The organism is Enterovirga sp. GCM10030262, from assembly GCF_042666435.1.
In the GTDB taxonomy this organism is placed as follows: Bacteria; Pseudomonadota; Alphaproteobacteria; order Sphingomonadales; family Sphingomonadaceae; genus Allosphingosinicella.
Genome location: NZ_JBHTDC010000001.1, coordinates 670,264 through 692,136 on the forward strand (window position 1 = coordinate 670,264; position 21,873 = coordinate 692,136).

25 protein-coding genes are annotated in these 21,873 nt (G+C 66.6%); 7 read left to right on the forward strand and 18 right to left on the reverse strand.

Annotation, left to right across the window (positions count from 1 at the left end; translation table 11 throughout):
* Positions 1-2: 2 nt before the first annotated feature.
* Together ACFQRC_RS03290 and ACFQRC_RS03295 are read left to right on the forward strand one after the other, a co-directional pair.
* Positions 3-1,289, forward strand: coding sequence for a serine hydrolase (locus ACFQRC_RS03290; protein ID WP_379957712.1), 1,287 nt, complete (start codon positions 3-5; stop codon positions 1,287-1,289).
* Complete coding sequence (locus ACFQRC_RS03295; RefSeq protein WP_379957714.1) at positions 1,289-1,585, forward strand: hypothetical protein; 297 nt, start codon at positions 1,289-1,291, stop codon at positions 1,583-1,585. Before ACFQRC_RS03290 ends, ACFQRC_RS03295 begins: the two co-directional genes overlap by 1 nt.
* A 1-nt stretch (position 1,586) precedes the next feature.
* On the opposite strand, the gene ACFQRC_RS03300 is transcribed toward ACFQRC_RS03295, so the two are convergent.
* The 8 genes from ACFQRC_RS03300 to ACFQRC_RS03335 form a co-directional block, all read right to left on the reverse strand.
* Entirely contained in the window at positions 1,587-2,087 is a 501-nt protein-coding gene (locus ACFQRC_RS03300) for a Pycsar system effector family protein (RefSeq protein ID WP_379957716.1), read from the reverse strand.
* Between the two features lie 281 nt (positions 2,088-2,368).
* Positions 2,369-2,767 (reverse strand): Co2+/Mg2+ efflux protein ApaG, encoded by a 399-nt coding sequence (gene apaG / locus ACFQRC_RS03305; RefSeq protein WP_379957718.1) that lies wholly within the window; start codon positions 2,765-2,767, stop codon positions 2,369-2,371.
* A 31-nt stretch (positions 2,768-2,798) separates the two neighbouring features.
* Complete coding sequence (gene recO / locus ACFQRC_RS03310; RefSeq protein WP_379957720.1) at positions 2,799-3,530, reverse strand: DNA repair protein RecO; 732 nt, start codon at positions 3,528-3,530, stop codon at positions 2,799-2,801.
* 15 nt (positions 3,531-3,545) lie between these two features.
* Positions 3,546-4,454: a GNAT family N-acetyltransferase gene (locus tag ACFQRC_RS03315; RefSeq protein ID WP_379957722.1), complete on the reverse strand. Its 909-nt coding sequence runs from the start codon at positions 4,452-4,454 to the stop codon at positions 3,546-3,548.
* The gene (locus ACFQRC_RS03320) at positions 4,451-5,398 is read right to left on the reverse strand and encodes a polysaccharide deacetylase family protein (RefSeq protein WP_379957724.1); all 948 of its coding nucleotides are present in this window, start codon (positions 5,396-5,398) and stop codon (positions 4,451-4,453) included. The genes ACFQRC_RS03315 and ACFQRC_RS03320 overlap by 4 nt, the downstream gene beginning before the upstream one ends.
* Before the next feature lie 273 nt (positions 5,399-5,671).
* Entirely contained in the window at positions 5,672-6,166 is a 495-nt protein-coding gene (locus tag ACFQRC_RS03325) for a hypothetical protein (RefSeq protein WP_379957726.1), read from the reverse strand.
* 212 nt (positions 6,167-6,378) lie between these two features.
* Entirely contained in the window at positions 6,379-6,774 is a 396-nt protein-coding gene (locus ACFQRC_RS03330; RefSeq protein ID WP_379960391.1) for a toll/interleukin-1 receptor domain-containing protein, read from the reverse strand.
* A 295-nt stretch (positions 6,775-7,069) separates the two neighbouring features.
* Entirely contained in the window at positions 7,070-7,600 is a 531-nt protein-coding gene (locus ACFQRC_RS03335; protein ID WP_379957728.1) for a dihydrofolate reductase family protein, read from the reverse strand.
* Between the two features lie 247 nt (positions 7,601-7,847).
* On the opposite strand from ACFQRC_RS03335, the gene ACFQRC_RS03340 reads away from it, so the two are divergent.
* The 4 genes from ACFQRC_RS03340 (at position 7,848) to ACFQRC_RS03355 (ending at position 10,372) form a co-directional block, all read left to right on the forward strand.
* Positions 7,848-8,372 carry a DUF2975 domain-containing protein gene (locus tag ACFQRC_RS03340; protein ID WP_379957730.1) on the forward strand — a complete coding sequence of 175 codons (525 nt, stop codon included), beginning with the start codon at positions 7,848-7,850 and terminating at the stop codon, positions 8,370-8,372.
* Position 8,373: 1 nt separating this feature from the next.
* A complete protein-coding gene (locus ACFQRC_RS03345; RefSeq protein ID WP_379957732.1) occupies positions 8,374-8,631 on the forward strand; it encodes a helix-turn-helix domain-containing protein in 258 nt (85 codons plus the stop codon).
* A complete protein-coding gene (locus ACFQRC_RS03350) occupies positions 8,628-9,044 on the forward strand; it encodes a hypothetical protein (protein WP_379957734.1) in 417 nt (138 codons plus the stop codon). Before ACFQRC_RS03345 ends, ACFQRC_RS03350 begins: the two co-directional genes overlap by 4 nt.
* Before the next feature lie 125 nt (positions 9,045-9,169).
* A complete protein-coding gene (locus ACFQRC_RS03355; protein WP_379957736.1) occupies positions 9,170-10,372 on the forward strand; it encodes an alpha/beta hydrolase in 1,203 nt (400 codons plus the stop codon).
* A 46-nt stretch (positions 10,373-10,418) separates the two neighbouring features.
* Here the strand turns inward: ACFQRC_RS03355 and uvrC are convergent, their stop codons facing one another.
* From uvrC to ACFQRC_RS03390, 7 genes are all read right to left on the reverse strand, one after another.
* Entirely contained in the window at positions 10,419-12,341 is a 1,923-nt protein-coding gene (gene uvrC, locus ACFQRC_RS03360) for an excinuclease ABC subunit UvrC (protein ID WP_379957738.1), read from the reverse strand.
* 107 nt (positions 12,342-12,448) lie between these two features.
* Positions 12,449-12,871 carry an endonuclease domain-containing protein gene (locus tag ACFQRC_RS03365; RefSeq protein WP_379957740.1) on the reverse strand — a complete coding sequence of 141 codons (423 nt, stop codon included), beginning with the start codon at positions 12,869-12,871 and terminating at the stop codon, positions 12,449-12,451.
* Between the two features lie 209 nt (positions 12,872-13,080).
* Positions 13,081-13,707 (reverse strand): F0F1 ATP synthase subunit B, encoded by a 627-nt coding sequence (locus tag ACFQRC_RS03370; RefSeq protein WP_379957742.1) that lies wholly within the window; start codon positions 13,705-13,707, stop codon positions 13,081-13,083.
* A complete protein-coding gene (locus ACFQRC_RS03375) occupies positions 13,700-14,194 on the reverse strand; it encodes an ATPase (RefSeq protein WP_379957744.1) in 495 nt (164 codons plus the stop codon). Before ACFQRC_RS03375 ends, ACFQRC_RS03370 begins: the two co-directional genes overlap by 8 nt.
* Positions 14,195-14,222: 28 nt before the next feature.
* The gene (locus ACFQRC_RS03380) at positions 14,223-14,450 is read right to left on the reverse strand and encodes a F0F1 ATP synthase subunit C (protein ID WP_379957746.1); all 228 of its coding nucleotides are present in this window, start codon (positions 14,448-14,450) and stop codon (positions 14,223-14,225) included.
* Between the two features lie 44 nt (positions 14,451-14,494).
* The gene (locus ACFQRC_RS03385; RefSeq protein WP_379957748.1) at positions 14,495-15,277 is read right to left on the reverse strand and encodes a F0F1 ATP synthase subunit A; all 783 of its coding nucleotides are present in this window, start codon (positions 15,275-15,277) and stop codon (positions 14,495-14,497) included.
* A gap of 37 nt (positions 15,278-15,314) precedes the next feature.
* Positions 15,315-15,635 (reverse strand): AtpZ/AtpI family protein, encoded by a 321-nt coding sequence (locus ACFQRC_RS03390; protein ID WP_379957750.1) that lies wholly within the window; start codon positions 15,633-15,635, stop codon positions 15,315-15,317.
* Between the two features lie 203 nt (positions 15,636-15,838).
* Between ACFQRC_RS03390 and ACFQRC_RS03395 the strand changes: the two genes are divergently transcribed.
* Entirely contained in the window at positions 15,839-16,621 is a 783-nt protein-coding gene (locus ACFQRC_RS03395; RefSeq protein ID WP_379957752.1) for a PdaC/SigV domain-containing protein, read from the forward strand.
* 120 nt (positions 16,622-16,741) lie between these two features.
* Here the strand turns inward: ACFQRC_RS03395 and ACFQRC_RS03400 are convergent, their stop codons facing one another.
* The 3 genes from ACFQRC_RS03400 to ACFQRC_RS03410 all read right to left on the reverse strand — a co-directional run bounded on the left by ACFQRC_RS03400 (position 16,742) and on the right by ACFQRC_RS03410 (position 21,839).
* Positions 16,742-18,259 (reverse strand): oligosaccharide repeat unit polymerase, encoded by a 1,518-nt coding sequence (locus ACFQRC_RS03400; protein ID WP_379957754.1) that lies wholly within the window; start codon positions 18,257-18,259, stop codon positions 16,742-16,744.
* Positions 18,260-18,321: 62 nt separating this feature from the next.
* A complete protein-coding gene (locus ACFQRC_RS03405; protein WP_379957756.1) occupies positions 18,322-19,557 on the reverse strand; it encodes a hypothetical protein in 1,236 nt (411 codons plus the stop codon).
* A gap of 50 nt (positions 19,558-19,607) precedes the next feature.
* Positions 19,608-21,839, reverse strand: a complete 2,232-nt coding sequence (locus ACFQRC_RS03410) for a GumC family protein (protein ID WP_379957758.1) — start codon at positions 21,837-21,839, stop codon at positions 19,608-19,610.
* Positions 21,840-21,873: the final 34 nt, after the last annotated feature.

Genomic DNA, 21,873 nt, shown 5'->3' on the forward strand with positions numbered 1-21,873 from the left:
GGGTGGCGCTGAAGGCCCTGCTCCGGCGCGCGTCGGCGATCCTGCTCGGCATGACCGCGGTGGCTTCCGCCCAGGCGGCCGAGCCGACGGCGGATTTCTCGGCGCGGGCCGGCGAGCTGGTCGCCTTGTTCAACGGCACTACGCGGCCAAAGACGATGTTCACGCCCGCCTTCCTCACCGACGTGCCGGAGGACCGGCTGGCCGCGATCGCAAAGCAGATGACGGCCCAGCTCGGCGTCGCGCGCGCGGTCGATCGCATCGACGTGAAATCCCCGAATATGGGCGTTGTCATGCTCGCCTTCGCGCGCGGGACCGCGACCATCGACCTGGTCATCGAGGCCGCCGCGCCGCATCGTATCGAAGGGCTGCTGATCACCGGCAGCGAGGTGACGAACGACAGCTTCGCGACCATCCTGGAAGAGCTTGCCGGGCTTCCTGCCGACACGTCATTGTCGGTGGCGAGGCTGAGCGACGGCGCGCCCGGGCCGATCGCGACGCATCATGCCGAGCGGCCGATGGCGATCGGGTCCAGCTTCAAGCTGTTCGTGCTGGCCGAGTTGGTCCGCGCCATTGGGGCAGGCGAACGGCGCTGGGACGATGCGGCGCCGCTGACGCATCGCAGCCTCCCCTCCGGCTTCCTCCAGGCCTGGCCGCGGGGATCGCCGCTGACGCTCCACACCCTGGCGGCACTGATGATCTCCCAGAGCGACAACAGCGCGGCCGATACGTTGCTCCATCTCCTCGGCCGCGAGAACGTGGAGGCTTTGCTCCCCGCCCTCGGCGTTCGCGCGGCGGAGCGCAACCGGCCCTTCCTGTCGACCCTGGAAGCCTTCGCGCTCAAGGCTGGCGAGGAAGCGCCGCGCCAGGCCTGGATCGAAGGCGACGAGGGCAAACGGCGGGCATTGCTGTCGTCCCTCGCCGAGATCGACCCGGCGGACATCGACATCGCCCGCTTCGCCGGCGATCCGCTGGCGATCGACTCGGCCGAATGGTTCGCCTCGACCGACGATCTGGTGCGAACGATGGACTGGCTCCGCCGCCATGGCGACGAGCGCGCTTTGGCGCTGCTCGCGATCAATCCCGGCATCGGCGGCGCGGCGGCGGAGGCGTTCGACTATCTGGGCTACAAGGGCGGCTCCGAGGCCGGGGTCGTCAACATGACCGTCCTCCTGCGCAACGAGGCCGGCGGTTGGTATGCGGTCTCGGGGAGCTGGAACGACCCGGTGGCGAGGCTCGCGGAGGCGCGGTTCGCGATGCTGATGAGCCGCGCCGTCGCGTTGCTCCGCTGATGCTGCAATATTGGACCCTCGGCAGGGCGACCGGAACCGGCGCCGCGGCCGGCCTCGCCGCCCTCCTCTTGTGGCCGCTTTACGCCGCCTGGCAGGGGCCCTGGCTGGCGCCTTATTGCGTGGCGCTGGCGGTGACCGGCTTTTGCGGCCTCTCGATCCTGTGGATCACCGCCGCCGATCTGCTCTTCCATCGTCGGCGAGGCGAGCGGCTGGTCCCGGTGAGGGTGTTCGACACCCTGTTCGCGCTCCTGCTCCTCGTCCCGTCGGCGACGACCTTGGCCGCCTTGCTCGCCTGAATCAGAGCTCCAGCGACATCACGTTGAGGCCGGAGGCGGCGATGGCGGTGGCGCAGAGCCACATCGAGACCCGCAGCACCCGGTATTTGCGCGAGCAGACCACCGAAACGTGGTAGCAATTGGAGATCATCTGTCTCGCCAGGCTCTCCGCCGTATTGTCGGAAATGTCGGCGAGATAGGAGGAGACGTCGCCATAGCTTGCGACCGAGTGGAAATAGAGAGGGCCGGGCGCGGCCTTGCTGTAGCGCGGCAGGATGACGGCGAAGGCCGAGGCGAAGGCGAGCAGCAGCGCGACCAGGGCGACCCAGCTGAGCAAGGCATAGGGCCCGACCGTGCCTGTGATGGCATCGCGGAAATAGGGCTTGGACAGCAGATAGCCGGCGATGCCGCCCGAGACGCCTAGCACGACACCCGCCTTGGCGTCGGCCAGCTGGATATGGTCGGACAGATATTCGCGGTGGAAGTCCGCGAACTCCCGCATGCTTTCGGACGACAGCGGCATCGGTTCCTCGCTCAAAGCATCCGCGGCCGGCGCGCCGCCGGGGTAGCGAGCGCGCGCGCTGCGTCGCAAGACGCCGCGGCGGAAGCGACCAGGAGGCCGCGAAAGGCAAAGTCCTGCTTTGTCATTGTCCGTCTTGCCGTGAATCCGATGGGTGCCCGCCCGAAGCGCCGGCTATCCCAGCCCGGCCCAGCCGGCCTGGCCTCTTCGACCTGCGGGAAGAAATATTCGGCGAACGGCGGCGCGCGCGACGAAGGCCGCACCTTCGTCGACGAACATGCGGCCTAGCTCGTGACGGCGGGCGCGGTCAGCGGGAAGCGGGGGATGGCGACGGCGAAGGCGCGGCCGTCGGCGCCGATCATGTGATAGCGCCCTTCCATCGACCCGGTGGGCGTGTGGAGCGGGCAGCCCGAGACATAATCGAAGGAGCCGCCGGGCTCGATCACCGGCTGTTCGCCGACCACGCCTTCCCCCTGCACCTCGTGATGGCCGCCGCGGCCGTCGACGATCGTCCATTCGCGGCTGACCAGCTGGACGGCGTGACCGCCCTCATTCTCGATGCGGACGTGATAGGCCCAGAACCAGCGCCCCCTCGCGGGCTCCGATTGCTCGGGCAGGAAGCTCACCGAGACGCGGACGGTGACGTCGCGCGTGGTCGCGCTGTGGGGGAAAAGGGCTTTCACGCCGGAACTGTCCACCTTCCTGCCATGCCCGTCAACGCGTGACGCGGCGCAGCCGCTCCATCAGCCGTTCGCGCGCCGCGAGTATGTCCGCCTGGCGCTCGATCAGCAGGTCGCGGGCGAGGAAATGGCCGGTGAGCCGGAAGGCGGCGAAGATATCGTCCCATTCGGCCGCGCCGCCGGCGAGGAGGAAAGGTGGCAGAGGCAGCAGCCGGTCGCGATACTCCCCCGCCCCCGCCCGGCTGACGGCGCGGCCGCTCCTGGGGCTGACGAAGACGAGATCGTCGGTCGCGCCCGTCGCGGCGCACTGGGCGAGATCGAGGCCGAAGCCGAGCTCGGCGAGGAGGAGCAATTCGTAGCGGACCAGGGCCGCCGCCCAGCCTTTGGCGTTGGGCGAAGCCTCCACCGCTCCCAGAACGCCGTCCAGCGCTTCGTAGAGCCTGGGATAGGCCTGGCCCTCGGGCAAAGCGGCGGCGGTGAGGGCCGAGGCCCAGTCGATCGCGGCGGCGGGAAGCGCCTCGGCGAGCAGGGGCGCGCGGCTGTGGACCAGCTCGACGCTCAACTGGGCGAGCTGCTCCTCGGTGCGGGCGCGATATTCGGCCTGAACCAGGTTTCCGGGCAGCAGGATCGGGCGGAGCCTCCGCGAGCGGCCGCCGCGGACAAAACCGGGCTGGACGCCGTCAACGGGGGTCAAAGCACGGACGATGGCGCCATGCTCGCCATGGGCGCGGACGGCGAGGATGATGGCCTGGGTCTCGATCCGCATGGGAGCGGCAGCCTATCAGCGCATCAGCGAGCGGGCGAGCCTTTCGAGGCCGAGCCGGCCGACGGCGCGCCGGGCCAGAGCCACGGCCCCGTCGAAACCGTTGAGCGCATAGCCGGCCAGCAGGTTCGCGATCGTCGACCGGACCAGCAACAGGTCGACGCAGTCGAGCGCGCCGGTGCCGAACTGGCGCTTATGCTGGCCGTCGCCCTCGGTGAAGTCGAACAGGCGGAAGCGGCCTTCTTCCATCAGTTCGCGCATGGCCTCGAGCTGGAGCACGGTGCCGGGCGAATGTTCCGAATAGTCCGGGTCATAGCCAAGATAGGCGTAGATCAGCGTGCCGCCTTCGGCCGGGGCGTAGAGGTAGCTGACCGGCGCGCCGTCGAGGAACAGGACCCAGCCGCGCATCGCGTCGCGGCTGGCGCGGTCCTTCATCTCGGCCAGCGCCGCCTCCCCCTGGGGCAGGCCGGCGCCGAGCAGCCGTTCCTGGTAGGTTCTGGCGGAGACGGCGCGGGCGTGGCGATGGAAATCGTCGATCTCCCCGGGCGCGCTGTAGGTGCGAACGTCGACCGCGCCGCCCGATCGCTCAGCGAGCTTGCGGGCCTTGCGCTTCAATGTGGAGCGGCTCCTGGCCGAAAAGCCGGCGAGATAAGCGTCGAAGCCGCCTTCGAGCGAAGCGTAGCTGCGCCGGTAACGCTGGCGTATGAAGGGCTTCAGTGCCGGATGCGCCGCCGCCAGCGATGCGAGCCGGGCGGCGGGAAGCGCGTTGACCATGTAGCCGTCGGCGCCGGGCGGCAGCGGCGGGAGGACAGGCGGCTCCGATCGAAGCCCCTGCTCCAGCGACACGCCCGATTGCACCAGGCGCCGCTGGAACCGCCAGACGGTGCGCGCGCCGATGCGCAGCGGGAGGGCCACCGAAGCGGTCACAGCCGCCGCTCATAGATTGCGTTGGACCAGAGCTGCTGAACCATCCGGTCGGCCCGGCGCAAGGCATTGGCGGGCAGCGGCGCGGCGGAGCGATCCAGCGGCAGATCGTCGAGATCGGTGAAATGCGCGGTGGGCAGATTATTCCGCTGCTCGGCGAGGAAGGCGCAGAGTGTCTCGAAACGCCGGCGCAGCGCGTGATTGGGCCGCAGGCCGTCGCGGCTGGCGAGCTCGAAGCTATGGCTGACGATGGTCGTCACCGGATGGCGATGCCGGGCGGCGTGGAGCAGCGCCTGGCGCAGCTCGGCCGAGGACAGGGCGCAGAGCTGGAGGTGGCGAAGGCGGCCGACCTTGTCCTCGATCTGGGAGACCGGAATTTCGACGATGCCGCGATGCTCGACCGGCGCGCATTGCGCCGGCGCGATCGACAGGGCGCTCGGCCAGGGATGGTGGCTGCCATTGTGGCTGCTGTCGTAGCGAAGGCCGAGCGCCGCCAGCGCGTCCAGGGTCGAATCGTCGGCCGCATAGCTGCCCGAGCGGAAAGCTACCGGAAGCGAAGCGCCGGCCTCGACCAGCAGGTCGCGCGCGGTGCGGATGAGATCGCGCTGTCCCTGGGGATCGAAATCGGTGAGCTCGTAGCGGGGCTCGGCCCGCCCCTCGGCCAAGTCGTGCCAGAAGCTGTGGAGGTGAAGCTGCACCTCCTGCCCGGCTTCGAGGATCGGCCGCACCATGCGCCAGATCGGCTCAATGCCGTAGACCAAGGCCGGCATCGGATCGACGAAGAAGCAGGCTTTGAGGCCGTGCCCGGCGAGGATGCCGAGCTGATAGGGAATGCCGACGCCCGCCGCCTCGTAAGCGCGCGCGAAATTCTCCCGCCACGGGCCGCCGCGGGCATAATGGCCCCAGGTCAGCTCGGTATCGACGGTGAGGAGGACGCGGCATTTCATGCCTTTTCCTCTAACCCGGCGGGGTGAAAGAAGGGTTTTCCTCCGGTCATCATTCGTCATTCCCACGAAAGACCTCTCTTCATTCCCGCGGAGGCGGGAATCCAGACCTGACTCCGGGCCTGGATCCCCGGACGGGCTGAGCTTGTCGAAGCCCTGCCCTCCCTTGCCGGGCCAGAAAGGACAGCCCTTCGACAAGCTCAGGACGAGCGGAGCTTGGGTACAGGGCGGAGAGGAAGGCGGCATCGGCCCCGAAAGCTAACGGGAGTCTCCCGCTCACGGCCGAATCGTGTCAGTTTCGGCAGCTTTCGGATCGAGCGCCGCGAGCAGGGCTTCGAAATCGGCGGCGCGGGCGGCGTCCGAACGATCATCGTCCATTCGCCCGACCATATGGTCGAGCGCGGCCAGGGTGCGCATCGCCTCACCATGATCCTCGCGGGCGACGAAGCCGACAAGCCGGCCGCGATAGAAACGGGGCACCCAGATCGTCTCGAGCCCGAAGGCGGACGGCGGCGCCCCCCGGCCGGCCCGCGCCGCTTGCTCCGCGAACGCCGCCGCCGCATCCCACGCCGCCGCGAAGCGCGCCGCGCCGGCCTTCAACCGCAGCGCATGCGCCGTCTGCCGGCTCATCCCCACCGACCGCGCCGCCTCCGTTGTCCCCGCTCCGCGCGCGACGGCGAGGACGAAGCGCAACTGCCGGTCGGGCGTCCAGCCGTCATGGCGCGCGCGGACGGGCACGGGGGTGAAGCGGAGGAAGGCGGGGAGCGACATGGGGCGAGGCTATCAGGGGCGCGGGCGTGTAGGAAAGCGGAAAATGGAACAAAGGTGGTACGCTTTTCGCCGCAGCTCGCGTTTTCCAGCCGTCTTTCTGCTTACGGCGCGATGACGCTAACGGCTCGATAGGGCGGTTGGCTTGGCTGAATTGGGCGGCGGCAAGGCTGGGTGCGCCGCCCCGAATCTGTCGAGCCAATTGACCTTGTGACTCAAACCGCGACCAGTTCGGCGAGCTTGGCCGCAACGTCGGCCATCGACTCTTCGGCAGTGCTCAACCCGGCGCGAGACGCGAGCAGGAGGCTGACCTTCTCAAGTTCTTCATAGGTCGTTCCGTGCACCACCGGGACGAGCCGCTCACGCCGGAGAAGTGCCGACAGCTCCTTGTCTGCGACGCCCTCGGCCGGAGGGCGACGCAGCATGGCCGGGGTCACCAGAACGATCCCGAGGCGGGAATTCACCAGGCCTTTGTCGATCGCCCGCATCATCGGCACCCCGAGGCCAAGGTCCTTCTCGCTGAACCACACCCTGACACCGCGAGCTTCGAGCAGATCATGCAGTTCCTTGGCAGAGTCCTGTCTGTCGTCCCATGCGTGACAGAGAAACACATCGCGCAAATCCGGCTGCGAGGCCGCCAGACTCTCGACGTTTTCACGAACCGGCTCGAACGCCCGGACTTGTTCGGCGGTGTAGAAAACGGGGGAGCTTGCCGACGACCAGCGTGGCTTCTTGGTCCTGCCCGAACTACCGCCACCGCTACGCCCGCTGCCGCCGCCAGAGGACGAGTATGAGGTGTAGAAAGGGGATGAGTAAGAAGGAGGACTGTATCCGCCATCGCCGCCGTAGCTACGACCGTAGCGTCCGCGACAGGCCGACGGCCATCAGCCGGGCGCTCGGAGCGGATCAGGCAGGAACGTAGGTCAACCTGATTACGTCCTCACCTATATGATCGCTGGCCAAAAGGCGGAGCGGCGGCCGAGGGCCGGCGAAGAACGGCTTGCCCCGGCCAAGCACGACGGGATGAAGGTAAAGTCGATACTCGTCGATAAGACCAAGATCGGTCAGGCTTTGTGCCAGGTCTGGTCCGGACACCGCAATTTCGCCAGCGCGCTGAGCCTTTAGCCCGCGCATCACCGCCTCGAAGTCATCCGCGACGAGCGTGGCGTTGGGGCCGACCGAGGTCAATGAGTTCGATGCGACCCATTTCGGCTGGCTTCGCCACGCCGCCGCGAACTCGCGCCGCTCCGCGTCCCACTCAGGACGGTCTTCGTCCCAATAACGCATGACCTCGTACATGCGGCCACCGTAGACGCTGCCGGCAAGGCCGCGCACATGCTCTATCCAGTGACGGAAGAGCGCGGGGCCTGGCGCAAATTCCTCATGGTCGACATAGCCGTCCAGGGACTGGTTCATTCCAAAGACAAGCTCCGCCATGTCGCAAATCTCCACCGCTGCTTATTCGGGCCCGCCACGATGTGACATCTGCTGAAAGGAGAGGAAGCGGGACCCCGGGTCAAGCCCTGGGAGACGAGGGGGAATGGAGCGACCGCTTTCCTCAGTCCATCATTCCGCATGCGCCTCCTCACCTATCGGGCGCCGCATTCATCATGCGCAAAAAAAGCACTTGCCGAATATCGATATGTGTAATATCGTTTATCGATAATATATGGAGTCAGGTTCGATGACACGAAGCTATTCCGCCGCCTTGCCGACCGCTTATGTGCTGCTGCGCATCCTGATCGTGCTGAACTGGCTGTCCGGCGCGGCCATATTCGTGCTGCTGATCGCCACCATCGTCGCGGAGGAGTGGACGATGACCGCGCTCGGCATCCCGCCGACCTCCGCGCTCCGCCCCCTGCTAATGGGGCTGCGCGCCATCGCCGCGCTCGGCCTGGTCGCCATTCCGCTCAACCATATCGTCCTCAAGCGGCTGCTCGCGATCGTCGAAACGGTGCGCCGGGGCGATCCGTTCATCGCGGCCAATGCGGAGCGGCTACAGGCCATCGCCTGGGTCCTGCTCGCGCTTCAGCTGCTCAGCCTCGTCATCGGCGGCATCGGCAAGGCGCTATCGACCCCGGCCTATCCGCTTCACCTCGACGCCGGCTTTTCGACCAGCGGCTGGCTCGCCGTGATCCTCACCTTCGTGCTGGCCCGCGTGTTCGCGGAAGGCACGCTGATGCGCGAAGAGCTCGAAGGGACGGTGTGACATGGCGATCGCCGTCAAGCTCGACGATTTGCTCCACGACCGGCGGATGACGCTGACCGAGCTCGCCGAGCGGGTCGGCATCACGATCGTCAACCTTTCGATCCTGAAGACCGGCAAGGCGCGCGCGATCCGCTTTTCGACGCTCGAGGCGATCTGCGCCGCTTTGTCGTGTCAGCCCGGCGACATCCTAGAGTTCCTGCCAGAGGCGGCGGAGGACGACCAATCCGCGGCGAGTGAATCACGGAGCGAGCAAGCATGACCGAAGTGTCGAACCTCCGGCTCTGGGTGCTGCGAGCCGCCTATCTTTTCGTCGCCGTCGGTCTGTTCCTGTTCATCTGGCCCGCCATCCTCAGCCACTCGAGCGACTGGCCGCTGATGAACTCCGTGGTCAGCGCCATGCTGGGCGCGGTGTCGATCCTGGCGCTGGTCGGCGTGCGATATCCGCTGCGGATGCTGCCGGTCCTGCTCTTCGAGGTGCTCTGGAAATCGATCTGGATGATCGCCGTGGCGGTGCCGCTCTGGACGGCCGGCGCCATGGACGCGGAGCGGATGGCGACCGTGACGGATATCATCCCCACCATCATCCTGCTGGTCGCCATTCCCTGGCCCTATGTCTGGGCGAAATATGTCCGCCGGTCCGCGGAAGGATGGCCGCCAGGGCGCCGCGCGTAGGCATGAACGAGGCGACCCGCGCGGATGCGCTTGTTCTCGAAGCGACGCGCCGCGACATGTGCTAAACGTGCCTCCCGCGCTGAAAGGCGCGGACGAATGAGGATGCGTCCGGGGGGAGCACGTCGTTGGATAGACTTATAAAGATAGTCCGCTGGTCGGCCTTGATCGTCGGCGGCTTCGTGGCCGTCGTCTTCGCACTGTTGCTGCTGGGCGCCCATGTTTACGCGCTGCCATATCTTGCTCCTTACGGCTCGCTCATCCTCAACTGGTTCAGCCCGTGGTTTATCCTGCTGCCTGCATTGGCCGCCGCTTTCATCTGGATGGGCGGCCCCAAAGGCAGGCGCCGGCTGCGGAAGGGCCTGAGCCTGTTCGCGGTCGCGGTCGTGGTCGTCGGGGCGGTCGCGGTCGGCCGAATGGTTGCCGTGGCGGACGACAATGATGTGCCGGTCGACATGGTGCTTGCGCTGGCGAGCCATGCCCCGCTCCCGGCGCTGCCCGATCATGATCTCGTCTATTCCAGCCTCGATGGCGAACCCCTCGGCCTCCTTGTCTATGAACCGGATCGCGCCAAGCCGCGCTCCCCCGCGCCCGTGCTGATCTACGTCCATGGCGGCGGCTGGGTCGCCGGCGACAGGTTCGCGGGGGGCGAGAATATGCGCTGGTTCGCGCGGCGGGGATGGCTGACCATCTCGATCGACTACCCGCTCTCTTCGCCCGACCGCCATTTGTGGGACAGCACGACGGAGCAGGTCGGCTGCGCGCTCGCCTGGGCCAAGGCGAACGTTGGGCGTCTCGGCGGCGATCCGGCGCGGATTTCGCTCATCGGCGATTCAGCGGGCGGCAACCTGGCGCTCAACGCCGGATACAGGGCCAATGAAGGCACATTGCGCTCGTCGTGCGGGGGCAGCGTGCCCCGGGTGGCCGCGGTCTCCACCATCTATCCCGCCGTCCACCTTGCGGATGTCTATCGCAACGATTTCCCGCAATTGGGCGACATGGCGCGTGCCTATGCGAATGCCTATGTCGGCGGCTCGCCCGAGCGCTATCCGGATCGCTATGCCCGGATCGACCCGGCTTCCCATATCGGCCCCCGGGCGCCGCCCACGCTCGTGGTCGTCGGCGAAAACGATCATCTGCTGCCCCCGCGCCTCACCTATCGTTTCGCGGCGGAAGCCAGGCGAGGCGGCGTCGATATCCGGCTTATCCGGTTTCCTTATGGCCAGCATCTGTTCGATCAGGCCACGAACAGCATCGGCAACCAGCTCATTCTCGGCGCGACCCGGAATTTCCTCGAAGCGCAGGGGCAGGGTCCAGGGCGCGAGGAGTAAGTCGGGCGGCGCTGTGGCCTGAAAGCGCCGCCGACGCTCCGGGCGCTCACCCCCTCGGGTGGAAATAATCGTAGATGCCGCGCGCCATCGTCTTCGAGATGCCGGGGGCCTTCTCCAGATCCTCCAGCGCCGCGCCCTTCACCGCCCGCGCCGTGCCGAAGTGCATCAGCAAAGCGCGCTTGCGGCTGGGGCCGATGCCGGGGACCTCGTCCAGCGGGTTGGCGGCGAAGCTCTTGGCGCGCTTCGTGCGGTGGGCGCCGATGGCGAAGCGGTGGGCTTCGTCGCGGAGCCGCTGGAGGTAGAAGAGGACGGGGTCGTTGGGCGGCAGCGTCGTCTCGCGCCCGCCGGGAAGGTGGAAGACCTCGCGGCCGGCATTGCGGTCTGGACCCTTGGAGATGGCGACGACCGGCACGTCGTGGACGCCGGCATCCTCCAGCACCTCGCAGACGGCGGAGAGCTGGCCCTTGCCGCCGTCGATCAGCAGCAGGCTCGGCCAGTCGCCTTTCGAGCGGTCCGGATCCTCCTTCTCCAGCCGGGCGAAGCGGCGGCTCAGCACCTCGCGCATCATCGCGAAATCGTCGCCGGGCGCGGTCTCGGCGCGCTTGATGTTGAACTTGCGATAGGCGTTCTTGCGGAAGCCCTCGGGGCCCGCCACGATCATCGCGCCGACCGAATTGGTGCCCATGATGTGGCTGTTGTCATAGACTTCGATACGCTCAGGCGGGCCTTCCAGCTCGAACAGTTCGGCGAGCGCACGCAGGTTCCGGTGCTGGGTGCTGGTCTCGGCGAGGCGGCGGTCCAGCGCTTCCTCGGCGTTGCGCTTGGCCTGGCGGATCATGCGAATATGGGCGCCGCGCTGGGGGACGCGGAGAATCACCCTGTGCCCCGCGCGCTCGCCCAGCGCCTCGCCGAGCAGGGCCGCCTCCGCCAGCGGGCGATCGAGCAGGATCTGTTTCGGCGGAGGCACTTCTTCGTAGAATTGGGTGAGGAAGCTCGTCAGCACCTCGTCCTCGGGCACCTCGTTGGTGTGGGCGGGGAAGAAGCTGCGATGACCCCAATTGTTGCCGCCGCGGATGAAGAAGGCCTGGATGCACATCGCGCCTTCCTTGCAGGCGAGCGCGAAGATGTCGGCGTCGCCCAGCCCCTCGGCGTGAATGGTCTGCGTGCCCTGGATGAAGGTCAGCGCGCGCAGGCGGTCACGATAGACGGCCGCGAGCTCGTAATCCTGCCGCTCCGCCGCCACGCTCATCAGCCCGCCGAGCTTGGCCTGGACCTTGGTCGACTTGCCGCCGAGGAAATCCTTGGCGTCGCCGACCAGTTCGGCATAGCCGTCGGCGTCGATCCGGCCGACGCAGGGCGCGGAGCAGCGCTTGATCTGATAGAGCAGGCAGGGCCGCGAGCGGTTGGCGAAGAAGCTGTCGGAGCAGCTCCTGAGCAGGAACAGTTTCTGGAGCGCGTTGAGGGTGCGGGTGACCGAGCCGGCGCTGGCGAACGGGCCGTAATATTGGCCCTTCGCCCGGCGCGCGCCGCGATGCTTCTGGACGCGGGGGAAAGCGTGGTCCTCGCGCAGCAGGATGAAGGGGAAGCTTTTGTCGTCGCGCAGCAGCACGTTGTAGGGCGGCCGGTAGCGCTTGATGAGCTGCGCCTCGAGCAAGAGCGCCTCGGCCTCGGTGTTGGTGGTGACGATCAGCATGTCGCGGGTCTGCGCGACCATCCGCTGGAGCCGCTTGGTGAGGCGCGAGACCTGGGTGTAGTTGGTGACGCGGTTCCGGAGCGCCCGCGCCTTGCCGACATAGAGCACCTCGCCGCGCGCATCGAGCATCCGGTAGACGCCGGGCCGCGTCGGCAAGGTCCGCACGACGTTGCGGATCGCCGCCACGCCCGCCTCAAGATCGGGCTTGTCGGTCCCGCGCACCGTGTAGGTGGCATTTTCCTCGTTGAAGCGGTTCGGGGAGGTCGGGTCGGTCACAAGGGGGATTTAGGAGCCGCCGCCGCCCAGCGCCACCCGTCGTCGTCGCGCCTCCAAAAGTCCTCCCCTTCGAGGGGAGGTGGCGCGCGCAGCGCGACGGAGGGGTGTCAGCGTTCGGACTTATCCGGAGAGGCCGCACCCCTCCACCAGCCTATGGGTGGTCCCCCTCCCCTCGACGGGGAGGATTTGGCATGTTGCACGATCCACTGAACAACCCCTTCGAGATTGCCCAACACCTCCGCCGCCGGGATCCGCAACATTCTGAACCGCCGCTCGACGAACCAGGCATCCCGCGCCTTGTCCCTTTCCGATCGGTCTCCGCGCTCGTGCGCTTGGCCATCGACCTCGATCACCAGCCTCGCCTCGTGGCAGAAGAAATCGGCCGCATAAGACCCGGCCGGGTGCTGCTTGCGAAACTTGAGCCCCTCGGGCCGCTTGCGCAGCTCGCACCAGGGCAGCACTTCCGGCAGGCTCATCTCCCGCCGCAGCCGCCGCGCCATCCGGATCGTGGACTGGGGACCGCTCAGCATCAGGTTCCTCCCTTGGGAGGCACCCTCTCAAATCCGCGACTCAACGAGAAGGACCCGGGCGGCGTCGCCTGAAAATCCTCCCCGTCGAGGGGAGGTGGCGCGCGTAGCGTGACGGAGGGGTGCGACGGTCGGGATTATTTCGGGGAGGCCGCACCCCTCCACCAAGCTTCGCTTGGTCCCCCTCCCCCTTGAGGGGGAGGATTTTTGGGTTAGTGCGACCGCCCCAGCCCGGCGATGGTCTGGTCGACCATCGCCTTGTCGGCGGCGGCGTCGTGCCGGTCGGTGATCAGCGCGGCGGCGGCAGCGGCGGCGGCTGTCGCGGCCCTGGTGCGGACTTCCTGGATCGCGCTCCGTTCGGCGGCGGCGATCTTGTCCTCGGCCATGCGGGCGCGGCGTTCGACGAGGGCGGCGCTGTCCGTCTTGGCCTGCTGGACGATGGCGTCGGCCTCGTGGCGGGCGCGTTCGAGCATCGTCGCCGCCTCGGCGCCGGCGGCGGCGGCCTTGGCTTCATATTCCGCCTTCAGCGCCTCGGCTTCGGCGCGGAGCTTGGCGGCCTCGTCCAATTGCTCGCGGATGCCGGCGATCTTCTTGTCGAGCGCCTTGCCGATCGCGGCCGGCACCTTCTTCCACAGCATGATCGCGATCACCGCGATCATCGCCAGGGCGACCCAGGCGGTGGCGTCGAGGCCGAGCGCGGTCGGCTCGGGATGAGCTTCCACGTCCGCCTCGGTCAGCGCCGCGGTGCCTCCATGCTCCATTCCCTCCAGTTCGGTGGGGTTGGCAAGGTTCTGCTCCACCAGTGCGGTGTTGGGGTCGATGGTCCTGACGTCAGCCATTGGCGAGCGCTGCCTTCACTGCTTTGGCCGCCTGGGCCTGGGTCGTGGTCGTGCCCGACAGCCTCGCGACCATGTCGCGCGCCGCTTCGGCGGCGACGGTCTCGATGTCGGCCATGGCCGCTTCGGACGCGGCGCGAATGCGCGCCTCGGCCTCGGCGACCTTCGCGCCAAGCTCCGCATCGGCGGCCTTGGCCTTGGCCTCCGCCTCGCGAGCCGAAGCGTCCTTGGCGGCCTGCGTCACCTTGAGAGCCTCGGTCCGGCTCTGCTCGGTCCTGGCCCGATACGCCTCTTCGGTCTCGTCGGCCGCGGCGCGCGCGCGCTCCGCCTCCGCGAGATCGTCCGATATCCTTTTGTCGCGCGCGTCCACGGTCGCACCGATCTTCGGCAGCATCCCCCGTCCGATCACCAGATAGATGATGCCGAACGTGACGATGAGCCAGAAGAGCTGCGACGCGAAGGTTGCGTCGATTTGGGCTATCTGAGGCATGGCTTGGGTCCGCCCGCTCTAGTCGCTGTTAGGCGACGAAGAGCAGGATCATGGCGACGACGAACGCCAGCAGGCCGAGAAGCTCGGCGGCGGCGAAGCCGATGAACAACCTTCCCTGTTGGCCATCCGCGGCGGCGGGGTTGCGAAGCGCGCTCTCGAGGAACGAGCCGAACACGTTACCCACGCCCAATGCGGCCATGCCGACACCGATAGCGGCGAAACCCGCGCCCAACAGCTTTGCGGCTTCTGCGTCCATGTTGAAACTCCCTTTCAAAAATCGTTGTGAACGTTGACGAAAACTCAGTGAAGATTGACCGCGTCGTTGATGTAGAGCGAGGTCAGAAGCGCGAACACATAGGCCTGGATCGCCGCGACCAGTATCTCCAGCGCGGTGATGCCGATCATCAGCCCGAAGGTCGGAATGCCGATCGCGACGCCATAGCCGATGCCGGCATTGGTCGAATTGATGACGAAGCCGCTCAGCACCTTGAGCAGGATATGGCCGGCGGTCATCGCGACGAACAGCCGCAGGCCGAGGCTGAACGGGCGCACCATGAAGCTGACGAACTCGATCATCGCGATCAGCGGCATCATGTACCAGGGCGTACCGTGCGGCACGAACAGGGAGAAGAAATGGAGCTTGTGGCGCCAGAAGCCGACGACGAGAACGATCGAGAAGGACAGGATCGCGAGCACGCCGGTGATGGTGAAGTGGCTCGTCACCGTGAACGGGTGCAGGCCGAATATGCCGACCGGCAGCATTCCCATCAGATTGGCGGTCAGGATGAACATGAACAATGAGAAGACGTAGGGCGTATATTTGCGCCCTTCCGGCCCGATATTGGTCAGCATCATGCTGTCGATGAAGCCGGTCATGCCCTCGACCGCGGCCTGCCAGCGGCCGGGCACGAGCTGGCGCTTCATGCCGCCCAGCATGAACAGCCACAGGACGCCCACGGTCAGCACCATCCACAGCGCCGAGTTGGTGAAGGCGATCTGTTGCCCGCCCAGCTCGAAGCCTTCGAAGATGGTCTGCACCTCGAACTGGTGCATCGGGTCGATCTTGCCTGATTCGGCCGCCACGCGTTTCATTCCCGTTCAATAATCCAAACGCCCGAAATCACTCCGGGCGCCGGTTGGAAAGCTTGATGATGTTCCAGAACCCAGCCGCCGTTCCCAGGAACAGCATGATGAGCAGGAGCCAGGGAGAAGTGTCGAAAAGCTGGTCTAGCGCCCAGCCGATCGCCGCTCCGCCAAGCAGCCCCCCGATCAGATAGGACAAGACGCGATTGCCGAGCTGCTCGTTGCGATCAGCCGGCTTACGCGTCCTTCCCGTCCTCACCGCTTCGTCGTGCTGCGCTTGGCGTAACCGCTCGTCGAGCGATGCCAGCCGCGCATCTTCCTGAAGCTTAGGGGCCTGCCCGGATTCGTCTTCCGTCACGTCGTTCTCCCAGGGTGCGACCCCGCGCGCGGCGAGGTGCGACAAAGGGCGTGGGACATGCCGGCGAACGAACCCGCCAGGGCGCGGTTCCTTTAGGAAGGGGCGGACCCCAAGTCAACAGCGCGGCGCCCCCGAGCGGAGTTGAGAATAGCGGCCTTCAGAGTTCTGGACCGGCCGCCACGCTTTCCGCTAGCTCTATCGCCATGAAGAAGCTTCTCCTCGCATCCGCCCTGATCCTCTCGGCCTGCGGCACCGAAACCGCACCCATGGCCCAACCCGCCAAAGCCGAGGCCGAGGCGGCGGCACCCGCGGCCCCGGCGGCGGCGGCGGCCAGGCTGGTCGAGGAGAAAGGGGAACCCGTCGATTTCACCTATGGCTGGCCCGCCGAGGCGGCCGCCATCCCCGGCCTCGACGCGGCGCTGGAACAGGCGCTCGCCCGCGACCGCGCCGAGGCGCTGGCGACGGCGCGCGATGATAAAGCCATAAGGACCGAGGATATCCCCTTCAACGGGCATTATTTCAGCAAGGTCTGGACGATTCGAGGGGATAGCGCGCCCCTGCTCAGCATCGCGGCGACGCTGGAGACCTTCACCGGCGGCGCCCATGGCAGCCTGACGTTCGATTCGATCCTGTGGGACCGCGAGGCCGGCCGCGCCATCGCCGCCGCCGACCTGTTCTCCGATCCGGCCGCGGCGTTCGCGGCCATGAACGGCGCCTATTGCGCGGCGCTGGACCAGGAGCGGGCGACGCGGCGGGAGGAAAAACTACCTCTGGAGGGCGACGATTGGATGACCGGCTGTCCGAACCTCGCCGAGCAGGTGATCGTCCCCGTGGACAGCGACAGCGACCGTCGATTCGACGCGTTCGGCATCCTCATCCCGCCCTATGAGGCGGGGCCGTGGGCCGAAGGCGCCTATCCGGTGGAGGTGCCGGTCACCGACGCCCTGCGCGCGCTGGTGAAGCCGGACTATCGGGAGGCCTTCTAAAGCGGGGCGGGATTGGGGCCTGATGACTTTGGATTGCACCATCTCGTCATGTTGAGCTTGTTCGAGCATCCATATCGAGCCACATGACGGGCCGGTAGGTGGACCCTCAGACGAGTTGAATCATACCCCAGAGGATTTGGGAATCCTGTCCATAGGCATGTGACCGAGAGCGGGATTATGCCCCCTTCGCCTGCGGGGCGATCTCGCCAGCCAAAGCAATGCAAGCATCGGGATGACATATTGCAGCACTTGCAGGATACCGTGCGCGAAATTCAGACCGATGGTGCCGAAGGCAAGGCGCCAGATCGACACGGCGTATAAAATCGTGATCGGCAGCGACACTCCCAGATGCGGCCTGCAGCTCTCGTAGAAGACACGCAGCAACCCTCCGAAAATGAACATCACGATCGGGATTCCGGGGATGCCGAAATTAATATAAGCCTCGGCGATCATTCCCGGCGGCCACCCGTTCTTGCGGACCGACTGGCCGAACAGCTCGCCTTTGATCCATACTCCCATGCTAGGGTTCGGCTTTTCCGGCCAGATGCCGCGCGGGATAACCGAGGTGAAAAGGGCTGCGTAGGTTGTGCCGTTCTGGAAGGGCCGTACCGACGGCACCCGCTCCATGATAGCCGCCGTTCGAACGAAGTCGATTCCGTTGCCGGACCCGATGATCGCGTCCACCGCCCCTTCCCGCTCGATTGCGCCCTGCTGATTGAACTCGCGCAGGGCGCCCATTCCCGTTACGACCGTCGCCGCGATTACCGCGGCAATAAGAATGGCCTTAAGGTGAATGCGCCCGTAATAATATGCCAGAATGCAGGCAATAATCAGGAGCAGGAGGATCGAAGATCGCGAACTGCTCATGAACGGAACAATTATCGAGAGAAAGAACAGGGCCGAGACGGCGCCGATATTCCGGCCATTCCATCGCAACAAACCAGCGCACAGCACCGCTGCGAGCAGGATGAACCCATATTGGGAGAACTGCCCCAAAAAGACCTCATAACCCTTTCCGTAAATGATCTCTCCAGAATCTCCGACAAATTCCGCCGCGCGTTTTCTGCTGAGCGCCAGAATGCCGTCCGACAGGCTTATCCCGAATCGGGTCATGAAAAGACCGACGCCGACGAGCCCGGTGACGGTCGCGAAACCTATCGCGGTCCACAATCGGCCCCGGCTGACGGTGAACCGCTGGACGAAGGACAACCGCTCCAGCGGAACCCGGTAAGGAACGACGATATATCCAATGGAGAGCGCCGCGATGCCGAGCAGCATCCATGGAATCTGCGCGTTCACCGCGTCGAAAGACGCGCCCATCATCAGGAATTCGGCCCGGGAAGAGTCGCTCGCCATCAGATAGAAGGCCCGGATCGTGGTCGCGAACAGGATCGCCCCCGCGACGAGATTCACCGGCTCGAAGATATCGAACTGGCGACCGCGCAACAGCCCTGTCGCGGCGGGAATCAGGAACGCCAGAAGCGCCATGCTCGCATAGACGACGCTGGCGCTTCCGGCGGCGAAACCGCCGATGAACATCAGGATTGCGAGCGCCGCGCCACTCCCGACGGCAGCCAAAGCGGCCTGGCTCATCTGATATTGAAAGTTCGAGCCGCGGAACTGGGAATTGCTGTTCATTTTAAGTTCTTAGCTCTTGCTCGCCGGATCGCCAACATGGCTCGACAGAAACAGGCGCCTTGCTAGGGCAGCGGACGGATTTCGATGTCGTCGAAACGCGCCCCGACCGTCTCGCGCGGGGACGTGGACTTGGCATGCAGCCTTAGGGTCTGGGCCTCGCAACCGCTGGCCGGCACGGTGAGCGGAAGCTCCACCCGCTTCGCCTGACCGGCGACAAGCGCCGCGCTCGTCTCTTCGAGGAGCGGCTGCGTCCCGGGCAGGCAGGTGGCCGACCAGTTAAAGCGCTCAAGAGCGTTCGCATCCGGGCTGACGACGGTGAAGGCGAAACGGTAGGAACCGGGCGGTACGCGCACCACCTTCGTCGCGAGCACGGCAGGCTGAGCGCCGTTGGAATCGACGTACAGCGCGCCGTCGTCCTGCCCGGCCGAGGCGCCGACCGTCGCCGTGGCGCCGCGCGTCGAGCCGATCTCCCAGTCGAACGGCGTGCGTTCGTTGTTCGGTCTCCGATAGACGTCGGCGAGGGCGAAGCCTCCGTCATCGACCAGATTCCCCGATCCCGATCTGGGTTTGCCCAGCAGGTCGGTGGCGAGGGCATCGGCGCGGTCATAATTGCCGAGAACGACCAGCCGGCGGACGACGGGCGTGACCTCCTCGCGCGTCGGAGGCGCGTCGCCGCGCTGGAGCCGCCTCAGCAGCATGTCGAGGGTGTTCGTCTGCGTCGCCGTCGCCTCGGACGCCATCCGAAAGAAATCCTGCCGCCAGGTCGGCGCCAGTTCGAGGCGATCGAGCAATGTTGGAAGGGTGGTGGAATCGTCGGCGAACGCGACGATCAAAGGCAGAAGCTCCGGCCGCACTCCCGCGCGGCGGGCGAGCGCGTCCGCGCGAAATATCGCCTCCTGGGGCTGCCCGCGCTGGAGTGCGTCGATCATCAGCCAGGCCTGCGTCGGCACATCCTGCCAGCCGAGCAATCCCGCCGCCCGCACCGTTTCATGGCCCTGCGGATTGCCCTGTGCGACCTGCGCCATCCCCACGATGCGCAACGCTTTCTGGTGGAGCGGAGCGCCCTCCACCGCCCTGCGAGCGACAGCCTCGGCGGCGGCGTAGTTCCTGAGCTCGAACGACCGCTGCGCGCTCTTGGCAAGGAAATCCGCGTCCCGCGATCCGAGCGCTTCGAGCATAATGCCGAGCCCGCGATTGTTCGCCCATTGCCCGAGACCCTGCGCCGCCAGCAACAAGGACATCAGGATGGCGAGTGCGATCGTTACGAACGACCGCCCACGGCGGCTGCCAGCTGTCACCACGTCTTCATGCCCCGGGCTCTCCTGCCGTCACAACAAGCAGCTGCGCGCTACTCCTCCTCGCTCGCGCGATACTCGTAATTGTACCGGTAATCATATTCATAGCCCATGTGGCGGGCGTTGAACTTGGTGAATACCGCGCCGACCAGGCGGGCGCCGCCCGCCCGCAGCCGGTCGATCGACGACCGGACCTGCTGCGTGCGCGACCTGTCCGCCTGGATCACCACGACGGTGCCGTCGGCGACCGCGGCAAGGATCGAGGCGTCGGCGAGCGCCAGGACCGGCGGACCGTCGAGGACGATGAGATCGTAGACCGAAGCGGCCTGATCGAGCGTCGTGCGAAGCATCGAGCTCGACAGCAGCTCCGCCGGGCTCGGAGGCAAGGGGCCGCTGGCGAGGAAGTGCAGGTTGCTGGCGTCGCCAAGCTCCTGGACGGCCCCGGCCAGCGTGGCTTGGCCGGCGAGCAGGCTCGACAGGCCGGTTTCGTTGAAGCGGTCCAGCTTGCGATGGAGCGACGGGCGGCGCATGTCGGCGTCGACGAGCAGAACCTTCTTGCCGCCCTTGGCGAAATCGGTCGCGATCTGGAGCGCGCTCGTCGACTTGCCCTCGCCCTGCTGTCCGCTGGTGAAGAGCAGAGTCTTGGGCACGCCGGCCGAGGTGCTGAGCTCGAGCGTCGAGCGCAGCGTATGGTAGGCCTCGGATGCCGGAGACCGGGGATTCTTGAGCGTCTCCCCGAGATCCTGCTTCTCGACCATCGGAATGGTCGCGAGCACCGGGATGCCGACGGACTGCTCGACATCCTCGGGAACCCGCACCCTTCCGGCCAGCTTCTCGCGAGCCAGTGCCGCCAGCACCCCGAGGACGAGCCCGAAGATGGTCGCCAGCAGGATGTTGAGGACAGGCTGCGGCGTATAGGGGAAGCGCGGCGGCTCGGCCTGGTCGACGACGGAAATGTTGTTGGCGGTGAGGCCGGCGGCGGCGCTCAGTTCCTTGAAGCGCTGCAGGAGGCCATCATACAGGATGCGGTTGGTCTCCACCTCGCGGCTGAGGATATTGTACTGGACGCTGCGGTCCTGCTCGCCGAGGCGGCGGGAGGTCAGATCCGCGACGGCGCGCTCCATGGCGGCTTCCTGGCCGCGGGCCGACTGATAGGCCTCCTGGACCGACCGGCGAATGCCCGACGCGATCGTTTCAAGCTCCTTGTCGATCTGGGCGATCTCCGCCGCCATCTGGCGCATCGCCGGGAAATCCTCCTGCCGGTGCTGGAGACCCTCTTCGTAATCGGCGCGCAGCTGCGCGCGGCGCTGGTACAATTGAGTGACGGCCGGGTTCCGGTACACGTCCGGCAGGCTGAGCGCGGGCGCGGTGCGCGCGTTGTTCCAGCGCTGCTCGGCGGCGATGCGGGCGTTGCGCGCCTCCGCAAGCGCGGCATTCGCCTGCACGAGGCTGGCCGCGGTCAAGGTCGAGGTCGACTGGCCGCCTTCCGAGGCGGTGGTGGGGCCGGCTTCGATGAGGCCGGCCTGGCGGGCATAGGCGTTCATCGCCCGCTCCGAGGCTTCGAGCCGCTCCTTGGTCTTGGCGAGCTGGTCGCGGAGGAAGTTCCGAGCATAGCTGCTCATGTCGAAGCGGCGGGCGAGATTTCCCTCGATATATTTCTCGGCGAAGCTGTTGGCGACCCGCGCGGAAAGCTGCGCGTCCGGGCTCGAGAAGCTGACCTGGACGATCCGCGAAGACGGCAACAATGTAATCGCCTGATTGTCCTCGAGGACATCCAGCACGGCGTCGCGACGGATATTCTGCTGCGCCTCCGGACGCAGAGATTCATCGGGAATGGGGACGTTCATCGCCAGAAGGAAGCTGTTGTCCCGGAGCAAGCCGAGATCCTCGGCGACAGCCTGGCGGAGCGAGCGGCTGCGCAAAATCTGCACCTGCGTCTGAAGGAACTGGTCGACGTCCTGGACCGCTTCTTCCTGCACGACGTCCTCGACGTTGAGAACGTTGGCGGATTCGCGCTCGATCTCGAGGCTGGTCGCCGCCCGGTACAAAGGGGTGGTCAACGCCGTCGCGATAACGCCGAGAATGATGGCGCCGAGCAGAATGCCGCCGATGAGCCAGCGGTTCCGATATATCCCGGCCCAGATCCGGCGAAAATCGAGATGAAGCCCGCCCGCGCCGCGGTCGTCGCCGCCCGACCCGCCGAACGGGGTAGCGCCCTCGATCCGCGTGGGCTCGATCTCGATCGAGCGCGTCTGTTCAGCTCGGAAGCCTGATGTGGGTTTCATGCAACTAAATCACTTCTCTTTGGAGTCCGCCACG